Origin of the sequence: Thermosinus carboxydivorans Nor1, assembly GCF_000169155.1 — a bacterium.
Lineage (GTDB): Bacteria > Bacillota > Negativicutes > Sporomusales > Thermosinaceae > Thermosinus > Thermosinus carboxydivorans.
The window spans coordinates 1-9,539 of sequence record NZ_AAWL01000040.1 but is presented as its reverse complement, the minus strand read 5'-3'; the positions used below and the strand labels follow the sequence as shown (position 1 = coordinate 9,539).

10 protein-coding genes are annotated in these 9,539 nt (G+C 40.8%); 6 read left to right on the top strand and 4 right to left on the bottom strand.

What is annotated here, in order from left to right; all coding sequences use genetic code 11:
* Positions 1–724, top strand: a 724-nt coding sequence (locus tag TCARDRAFT_RS14220; protein ID WP_007290657.1) for an IS110 family transposase, incomplete at its 5' end; no start/stop codon positions are given.
* On the opposite strand, the gene TCARDRAFT_RS14215 is transcribed toward TCARDRAFT_RS14220, so the two are convergent.
* A complete protein-coding gene (locus TCARDRAFT_RS14215) occupies positions 677–1,318 on the bottom strand; it encodes a Crp/Fnr family transcriptional regulator (protein WP_198003953.1) in 642 nt (213 codons plus the stop codon). The two genes, TCARDRAFT_RS14220 and TCARDRAFT_RS14215, sit on opposite strands and share 48 nt — an antisense overlap.
* 125 nt (positions 1,319–1,443) lie before the next feature.
* Positions 1,444–1,857 carry a hypothetical protein gene (locus TCARDRAFT_RS14210; protein WP_040683507.1) on the bottom strand — a complete coding sequence of 138 codons (414 nt, stop codon included), beginning with the start codon at positions 1,855–1,857 and terminating at the stop codon, positions 1,444–1,446.
* A 120-nt stretch (positions 1,858–1,977) separates the two neighbouring features.
* Here TCARDRAFT_RS14210 and TCARDRAFT_RS14205 point away from each other — a divergent pair, with 120 nt between their 5' ends.
* A complete protein-coding gene (locus TCARDRAFT_RS14205; protein ID WP_007290656.1) occupies positions 1,978–2,376 on the top strand; it encodes a hypothetical protein in 399 nt (132 codons plus the stop codon).
* A 2,050-nt stretch (positions 2,377–4,426) separates the two neighbouring features.
* On the opposite strand, the gene TCARDRAFT_RS14195 is transcribed toward TCARDRAFT_RS14205, so the two are convergent.
* Positions 4,427–5,626 carry an HD domain-containing protein gene (locus TCARDRAFT_RS14195; protein ID WP_007290655.1) on the bottom strand — a complete coding sequence of 400 codons (1,200 nt, stop codon included), beginning with the start codon at positions 5,624–5,626 and terminating at the stop codon, positions 4,427–4,429.
* Positions 5,627–5,810: 184 nt separating this feature from the next.
* On the opposite strand from TCARDRAFT_RS14195, the gene TCARDRAFT_RS14190 reads away from it, so the two are divergent.
* The 3 genes from TCARDRAFT_RS14190 (at position 5,811) to TCARDRAFT_RS15385 (ending at position 7,077) form a co-directional block, all read left to right on the top strand.
* The gene (locus tag TCARDRAFT_RS14190) at positions 5,811–6,137 is read left to right on the top strand and encodes a transposase (protein WP_007290654.1); all 327 of its coding nucleotides are present in this window, start codon (positions 5,811–5,813) and stop codon (positions 6,135–6,137) included.
* Positions 6,138–6,156: 19 nt separating this feature from the next.
* The gene (locus tag TCARDRAFT_RS15390; protein ID WP_007290653.1) at positions 6,157–6,729 is read left to right on the top strand and encodes an IS3 family transposase; all 573 of its coding nucleotides are present in this window, start codon (positions 6,157–6,159) and stop codon (positions 6,727–6,729) included.
* 69 nt (positions 6,730–6,798) lie between these two features.
* Positions 6,799–7,077, top strand: a complete 279-nt coding sequence (locus TCARDRAFT_RS15385) for an integrase core domain-containing protein (RefSeq protein ID WP_198003952.1) — start codon at positions 6,799–6,801, stop codon at positions 7,075–7,077.
* A 408-nt stretch (positions 7,078–7,485) separates the two neighbouring features.
* On the opposite strand, the gene TCARDRAFT_RS14180 is transcribed toward TCARDRAFT_RS15385, so the two are convergent.
* Positions 7,486–8,217: a hypothetical protein gene (locus TCARDRAFT_RS14180; protein WP_007290659.1), complete on the bottom strand. Its 732-nt coding sequence runs from the start codon at positions 8,215–8,217 to the stop codon at positions 7,486–7,488.
* 781 nt (positions 8,218–8,998) lie between these two features.
* On the opposite strand from TCARDRAFT_RS14180, the gene TCARDRAFT_RS14175 reads away from it, so the two are divergent.
* Positions 8,999–9,539: IS256 family transposase (locus tag TCARDRAFT_RS14175; RefSeq protein ID WP_040683505.1), on the top strand; the 541-nt coding region annotated here is incomplete at its 3' end.

The window sequence follows — 9,539 nt, the reverse complement described above, 5'->3', positions numbered from 1 at the left end:
TTTCGCCCGCTCTATGATAGAAGCTATGATAAAAGGAACCGATGATACCAAGCAGTTAGCGCAAATGGCAAAAGGAGCTTTGCGTAATAAACTTGCCGATTTAGAAAAGGCGTTAAAGGGCTCTCTTGGTTACCATCAAAAAATGATGCTATCCATGCAACTAAAACATATTGAAACGCTAGATGAAAGTATTAAAGAATTGGATAAAGAAATAGCAGACCGTATGCGCCCTTTTGAAGAAGCCTTGGAGCTATTAGACACCATACCCGGTGTTAATCGGCGCAATGCAGAAGAAATCATTGCTGAGATTGGAGTAGATATGAGTCGCTTCCCATCCGCGGAGCATCTTTCATCTTGGTCAGGAATGGCTCCAGGGCATAACGAAAGCGCTGATAAGCGAAAATCAGGAAAAACCCGTAAAGGAAACCAACATCTGCGAACAACACTTGTACAATCAGCTCGCTCTGCCGCCCGCCAAAAAGATACTTATCTTGCGTCTCAATACCGTAGAATCTGTTCCCGTCGTGGTTCTAACCGTGCTGCAGTAGCTGTAGGACATAGCATTTTAATAATTGCCTATCATATTCTCAAGAAAAAACAGCCGTACATTGAATTAGGTGCCAACTACTTTGAACAGCGAAGTAAAGATGCTGCAATAAAAAGAGCACTTCAACTTTTACAAAACGCAGGAATTGAAATAAACCTTGAAAATATAGTTGCTTAAGATCAGTTTAAAAGTAAATCCTTCTTTACAAATGCCTACTATAAAAAACCTATAGAGTAGGCCTTGGGATCTCTTTGTCTCTATTCGAAGTAGTTGACATAAATTTTTGAAGTGAGTTTTCGGAGTAGCCCCCAATATTAGAGCAATTTCTTCAGTAGTTAAGCCCAGCTCTAACTTGATTCCTTGTTCTACCGTCACGCCTCTGTCCTTCGCAGCTTGAACTAAAAATTCCACCAATCTCAAATGGGTGTCTTTAAAAACCAAACCATTAATTATGGTAATTGAGTTTTTCAGTAAATCCCCCAATACATTAACCATATTCAAACCAAAAGCAGGGATTTCAGCAATGATCTTTTTGAAGTTACGGACATCGGTAACCAATATAGTTGTATTTTCCATTGCCTGGGTAAAAGCCCTGGTATGTGTACTGTAGATATCACCCGCCTCCAAAATGGACAGGGTAAATTCCTTATCCTCATAAGCCAGATAAACTCTAACTCTCCCTGACTTTACTAAAAATACCAGGTTTTTCTCATTGTTCGGTGAATAGAGAATTGCCTTTTTAGAAAACCGATGTTCCTGAAACTCTTTCAAGAACCTGGCATACTCCGACGAACTCAGGACTTCCAACAAATCGACGTCTGTTAACCTCATTCTGGTGGGCATAGTCCTAACCCCCTTAGTTGTTAGTTACATGGGCGGTCTTCATTAACATTATATCAGTTTCTGTTCATATTAACCATAACATTAACACAGCCAACATCCCTTTGTCGGCGGCCCTTGTTCCAAGCGTTCGACAGCTCGCCAGAGAAATTTCTCATCAAATCCCGCCAGCTCCCCCAGATAGGTCCGTTTCGTTTCGATATCAGTAACGGGAAACACCGTATACAGCCACCACAGCAAGTCGTCTTCCCCACTGCCGCATCAAAGTAGCCCATACCCGTTGACAAGGCCAACAGGATAGCGATATAGGTCACCTCTCCAGCTTCTTTGGCCGCTGCTAACAGCTTCTCGACTTTCTCGACTGTTAGAACCTGTATCTCCTTCTTTTCCCGTTTAGGCGGCTCGGTATCTTTGGCGACATTGCGCGTCATAAACCCTGTTCCCTCACCATGCCCGCGCTTTCTTCCCATTACCAGCACCGCCTTTCAATAACCTTGCTTAGCTTAAAAATACAAAATTTTTACAGGCTTGTCTATCCAGTCCAAGCAATGCTAAAATATAACCACACCACTAAAAAGGACTGGTGATTCATGAGCAATGAGGAATTCCAAAAGTTAGTACTTGAGCAACTTTCCAAGATTAATGCCCGGCTTGATAACATTGAAGGCCAGGTAAAAGAAAACACCGATTTTATTGGCGTATTGCTCCACCGTACCGAAGAAATGGACGCGCAACTACATGCTTTATCCTCTACTGTGGATAAACTTTGCGGCCAGGTCAATAACCTGGAAAACAAGGTTAATAACCTAGAAAACAAGGTCAATAACCTGGAAGTTCAATTTAACGCCTTGCATGCCCAGGTAACCGATATTCAAGCTAACATGGCCACCAAAGAGGATATTGCCATGCTTGACGCTAAATTTAACGTCCTCAATAACCGCTTAACCAATCAGGAAGTGGAAATTTACCGCTTAAAAATGGCCCGTTAACCCTTCGCCCGTCCCGGCTTTTGGTCGGGATTTATTTTTTGCCGCCAGCCTACACCTTAAACCCATCTTTCCGGGCAAAATTCCTCACCTTCCGGCAGACAAGCGACCGGCTCGCCTGGCTAGCGACAGCCTGCATATTAACCAGCACATGCGCTGGCGTCAGGCCTAGCATTTCGGCCCCGGTATTGGCCAGCGCCAGCGCCTCCTCCAGTTCTACCGGCTCATTATAAACATGGCGCTGTCCGTTGGGTCTTTATCACCACCACAAACCCGCCGCCTGGCGATCCCTCGACCAGCACCCAAACGCCTTTGTTCGTGTCCACATTATGGATTGCCACTAATACCACCGCCTCAACACAAGTTTTCCCAAATAATTTTTTATGCAACCTAACCAACCCGCTGAAATTCGTCTTCTTGGCCGCCTGGTCGCCCTGCGCGCCCTACGGCGGCTTTTTTCGCTATTTATCGCGCCGCCTATTTGCCCGATCTTACAGACAAATATGCAGTCATTGTATTAACCCTAGCCTAAAAAACGAAACCAGCCATGCAGAACAGGCGGCAAACTTTTAGACGGCTCGCCAGACCCGCAAGCCACGCACCCTTTGCTAAGTGCCTTTGGGCCCAACCAGGCACCCAGCCGCCATGTTTTAATACATACACTGTATAAACGCTTGCAGCCGTTGATATAGCTGATAATGTCCACATGCAGCCGCATTAATTCATGCTGCAGTTCCTTACGCTTTTTGGCACTGCAATTTAGAATAAAAATAAATATTGCCTGCCTAATTGCCTGCCTGACAACAAAAAATCCGGGACACATGCCCCGGAAAGCTTTTATTTTACTGGCGCGCCTGGCACGATTCGAACGTGCGACCAACCGCTTAGAAGGCGGCTTCAGACCATTTGTAAACATTTATGTTAATTAATAAATTCTTGATTTTACTGGCTTAGACGGTATTTTGCTTTGCAGACGTTGGCAAACAATAAGGGACATTTGCAATCAATAAGGGACAAAATAAGGGACAGTTTACATGTCGTTATGACCAGCAAATATAAGGCCTCCAAGCCATATAAGGGACAGTTGTCCCTTATCTCTTACTCTTGTCGGACTTATTGCCATAACTTTGCCATAGTGTAAACTATGGCCTAATCTAAGCTGTTACAAAAACCTAGACAAAATAAGGATGTTCTAACTTGGACTATCCCTAAAAATCAGGAAGCAACCAACTTAAGCTGCCATACTAAGCCGCGATACGACCCTATACTGCCAGTACCCTTTCTTGTTAGCATCGCCACTCATACCAGCCACAAAATAACCCTGCCTTGTAAGCCAAATATTAGCCTGTTTTTGGGGTTATTAATACTGCCTGCATAACAGTTTAAACCATGAAATGTGGTTGACAAAATTAAACCGCTAAGATATGCCATTAACAAGTTTGTATTGTTATGGATAGTAGTGTTAACAGCGACCAAGTCCGATCAAGTCCTAATTTATGTGTAAAATAATCCTCAGTTAGATTTTAGAAACTAGTACTGCTAATATTGACCATTTTGTTTACCATTGCTAATAGTGAATTTTACCACCAAATTTTTCCTTCCCCATTTAGTCATTTTATTTCGTTACATAAGACTGGTAAATGGTAAAGGCTAAAGTCCGTGCGTGGCACGCCCTTGACCGGTCTTACATAACGAAATATGGTTTAATCAATTGTAAGGAAAATTTATAATTTAGATTGGGGTGGTCAACACATTCCATTAGCAAAGTGGACAACTTTTACTCTGTCAAAATCAAGCGCCCCCATCTTGGCTACCGCAATAGAGGTAAGCGCCCGATAGATACTATTCAGGAATTTCTAGCCAGCCCTGCCTTGCCTTAATTGACATCCCGCGACGACAAGTTGTCAAAAGCAGCTTCGCCCGCGTAGCAAACCTTTGACGGCTTGGAGGAGTGGGATATAATGCCACTCTAGCAGGCCTATACGATCTTTGTTAAATGTAAGACATGAGTTAACTTTAAAGTGTCTTGACAATGGGGGCACTACACTCCGCCTCAGTTATTTGGTTTAAAATATTCAAATAGTTGTCCAAAATTTATGCTTGCTATATTTCGATCGGCATATTTTTTATACAACTCATCAACAGCTTCTCTTAAATGATGTGAGGTAATACCATGTGAAATTGATAATGAGGCTTCAATATACGCAGATAAATGATCACAAGCCTTTATAATCTCTCCATCTAAAGGTTTAAATTCATCTTTGTTATAGTTCTTATTAATTTCATCTGAAGTAACGATTTTTTTAGTTCCATTTTCAACAATCTTACTTTCAAATTCATCTTCGACATAATATTTAATTTCTTCGTGCCATGATAAAGGTAATAAGGGAAAAATTTTCTCTTCTAATTGTGCATTTTCTATTTTTTTTACGAGTTCTTCAAGCCCCTGAACGGACTTTTTAACAGGAGAAATAATGTCTCTCGTTAAAACTTCAGGCAAGTCGTGAAACAAACCCGCAAAGTAATTATTACGTATTCTTGTCTTACAAGCGCAAAGTTCTATAGAACATAAATAAGAAATCATTGCAACTATTAACATATGTCCCATTACAGATGTTTCCGGTAATCTTGGCGAATGTGCCCACCTTTTTTGAAAACGAAGTTGAGATACCAAATCCAAAAAGTTTTTTGTTTTTTTACCAAGTCCTATTTTCTGCACACCTACCAAATGATAATGCTCTTCTATTTCATTTTCTATCTTTTCTTTGGTTTCGTTAATTCCAAATACATTTGAATTTAAGTTATATATTATTTGAAATTCCCAATTCGTCGCTAAATAATGAGATGCTTTAAGAATCTTTTTTTCCAAAACACTATAATCAGGGTTATTAAGGTATTCTTCAAATTTATAATAAAAATCACCTTTTACTTGTTCAATCTTATTTTTCAGTTGACCTAGTACCCATCTATTTAGATCTTTTCCATGTTCGCTCATTAGTTTATGGAAAATTGGTGGTTTGATGTCTGTAAGAACTATCCTATGTAAAAACTCAAAAATACCTCCTTCAATTAATTTTACCCAATCAATTGAAGCACCTTTATCGGTTTCTTCATATTTTGCAATAACATATGCCGTTATCATCTTTTGAGCTTGTTTGTCTAGTTCGGTAAAACCTTGAGGTCTAATATGATCATTCCAACGTTGTATATGAGCCGCATCATAAAAAAGCTCTAAAATCGGCTTCGTTATCATATTCATCCCTCCAACATAATATCTAGTTCTGCTAACTTAAATCATATTTGATTTCGTAGAACCCCAGCGTTTATGATGGTAGTAAAAGCTAGCACCATTCACCCCCTCCTATTTAGCCCCCTAATCCAATTGGAGTCTCGTCTCAAAATAGGATAAAATGAAAACATGAGGGGAGAGACGAGACATGAGATCGACTCGGTATACTAAAGAATTCAAAGAAATGGTAATTGAAGAAATCAAACAAGGTGCCGATGTAGCCCAAGTTGCCAGAAAACATGAAATTAGCCCTAAAACTGTTTATAACTGGTTAAATCGGGCCAAACACAAAGACTGGGAAAACACGGATCCTAGCGCCAAGAAAACCAGCTCGTATGTTCCGACTCCTCAAGAATTTAGGCAACTTGAGACTGAAAACGAACGGCTTAAACGCATTTTGGGCGATAAAGATCTCGAAATTGCAATATTACGTGATCTTTTGAAAAAGACAACATACGGCTATCGGACAAAATAGCCGTTGCCGATAAGTGGATATGCCGGGGGTATCCTGTAGCCCAAGTGCTGCGCATTATCGGCATCAACGAGTCAACTTATTACGAGCGGCGAAAAAACAACAATCTATAGAAACAGAACAAACAAAAGCGCAAACTGTACCGATAGTAATACGCAGCGGTCGGCCAGTCCCGGATTATTCGTATAATATACTTGGCGAGAGAATATGCGATGAACAAATTAAAGAATGGCTGCTCGAACTAATTTCGGGCGAAGAAAGTGTTTATGGCTATCGCAAGCTTGCCGAATGCCTGACGCAAGAACACAAGTTAATCATCAACAAGAAAAAGGTATACCGGCTCTGCAAAGAACTAGATATTTTACGACTACAGCGTATTAGACAAATTCGTCATATCCGCCGTCTGGCCCGTAATCGGATTATCAGTAAAATCAACGAACTATGGGAAGTTAATATAAAATACGGCTACATTGCCGGCGAAGATCGTTTTTTCTTCATAATGTGCATAATCGATATTTATGATCGAATGATCATAGACTACCATATTGGTTTGACGTGCGAAGGCATACATGCCGCGAACTTGCTCAAACGGTAGCTGTTTAGGCGTAAATTGCTGCAAACGGATATGCGTCCGGTTATTCGGACCGATAATGGTCCACAATTTATGTGCCATGCATTTGAAGAAGCATGTGATGCTCTAAACATCGAACATGAGCGCATACCACCCAAGACACCCAACATGAATGCCCATATTGAGGCTTTCCATCGCTTGCTTGAAGACGAATGCCTATCGCGGCATGAGTTTGAAAGCTACCAGGAAGCAGTTAAGGTAGTAGCTGAATACATTGATTTTTACACCAATCGGCGGCTTCATAGTAGCCTGCGCTATATGTCACCTGCCAAGTTCAACTCCTTGGTTGCCGGCGAAAGCCCTCATAGTTAAGGTTTAACAAGCTTTCGCTAATGGTACTAAAGCTTACGCGCAGTCATGATGTCAAGGCCTGCTATTAGCAGAGCGAAGCGTGCCTTGACATATGACCAGCATGGGCTATACTCGCACAAGCGAAAGCGTGAAAAAACACGTGTGTCTGTGAGATAGTGAGCATTTTAAGACAAGACTCCAAAATTAAGGGGTTTATCCGCCATAGTGATTGCCTCCTCATTGGAGAACTCCATTTTACCATATGAGGAAAAGTCACCATGGACTTTTTTCTTAAGTGTTCAATTTCATTTTACAATCAACCTTAGTTTTTCTTTTTTTGCCTCACCTAATGGGGCGCATTATAGGGAATTATGAAAATCCCTCAAATTTAAATACGCAATAAGTTTAAATGGAGACGCAGCAGGCTACCTATATATTATCAAACATACATTCAATTAATTTCCGTTCAAGTACTCCTGAAGAAGTGAAATTCTCCCACGACTGACCGAACAAATGCGCAAATTCTGCTCGAAAACTAAGATTAACCTTTAAAATACTCCATTGTCCATCCTTAGAATCAATTAATGCAAAATTGCCTATAGTTTCTAATGCCGTAAAGCCAAACCCACTACCACCTGGTGCTATTAAATAAATTGGCATCTCATTAACGGTTTTCCTTGCAACTGAGCTATATGTTCGAACCATTTTAAGGTTATTATCCATACTTTGTATAGGAAACAGTGCTGAAATATTTGGATGAAATGTAAGAGATTTTACGAGTCGATCGTAATTATCCTGAGCATTACCAATAACTAAATACGTGGTTTTTACCGCAGTATCTAATAATTTCGTTGGAATTATTGTAGTACTTAACTGAGTTTCATTACGCTTATAATTTACAACAATCGGTCTAGTTTCACTCGCGTACAGAGATTCACGTGCTGCCAGAGAAGATATACTAGTTCCACCATCAGAAACACTCAAAATGATATCACCAGGTCTAACGCCTGAGTTGTAAGCTGGCCCGCCTACATTTACCGCTAGTACGATCATATTTTTATCAACTACTATACCAGTACTATAGGGTGTATATTTCCAAGCTAAACAAATAGTCGCCGGGAGCATTAGGAGAAATATAATAAGTAAGACTTTTGCTTTCATAATTAAATAACATCCTTTCTATATAAACAATCGTTCAGACATCATTTTTCTATATTCTTCCAATAAGTCCTTCAAAAAACTCAAAATTAAGTTTTGTTTGCTATTCGAAAGCTTAAGTTTAGCAATCGAAAAGGGCATACAACTTTGGTTGTTGCAGTAGACGCTTTTATATTAAGCTGTTTCCTACTATATGACACACAAATAACAAAATATCCTCGGTTAACGCGATCAAGTTCCTAATTTGTATAATTAACCTTCATGTTCGGCAATAATTATACCAGCCATTATGATGAAAATACTGGAAAAAAGCAAAATTACTACTGTTGCTGCTTACACTAATTGACCCTACCCTGCTCAAAATAAGTGACCGCAAGTTTGGCTCACTTTGTTTGGCCGAACCACATGGTTCGGCCAAACAATATAGTTCAAACCACAAACTCATTTTCGATGACCACTTTTATCATATGGTCGTCGATTAGCCGTTTTTGCCCCAAGGCGGCATGAAGCAGGCTTGCCTGGCATACATTGTTCACTTTTCTGGCTATGCCGCCGGAATACTCATTTACCACATCAATGGCGGAGTCGGTAAAGATCGCGCCGGTTGCTCCCGCTATTTTTCAGGTGATGTAGTATATACTCTTGTGTTTCGGCTCGATCCATTGGCGGTAAGTGGAGTAGAGTCCGTATAATTGTGTAAAAAGGAATTAACAAAAGAAGAGCCAATTCAAAATCCTCAGTTAGAATGAAGCGGCAACAACATTCAACGAGAGGTGATTTTGAAATGGCTCAATACCAGATTAACATTGATTCGAAAATTTTGCATCAACTTTTTTTAAGCAATGCAAAAGATGCGGCAATGGCGTCTTTTTTGGAGGAGGTATTGAACCAGATTTTACAAGCACAAGCCACAGAACAATTGCGTGCTGAGCGCTACGAGCGTACAGACGAGCGTCAAGGTTATCGTAATGGAGTGTACCCTCATCGACTTACCACCCGTGTTGGCACGATCACCCTAAAAGTACCACGGTTTCGTGACGGTAAGTTCTCAACCGAGATGTTTGCCCGCTATCAACGTAGTGAGCAAGCATTAGTGCTGACTTTGATGGAAATGGTCGTAAACGGTGTGTCGACCCGTAAGGTGGCGCAAATCACAGAAGAACTTTGTGGCAGCGAGTTTTCCAAGTCGACCGTATCAGACCTTTGTAAGCGCCTAGATCCAATTGTGCACGCTTGGAATGAACGTCCATTAAAGGATCAAAAATACCCGTTTGTCATGGTAGATGCCATGGTCATTAAAGTCCGTGAAGAAGAACGTGTGCGTT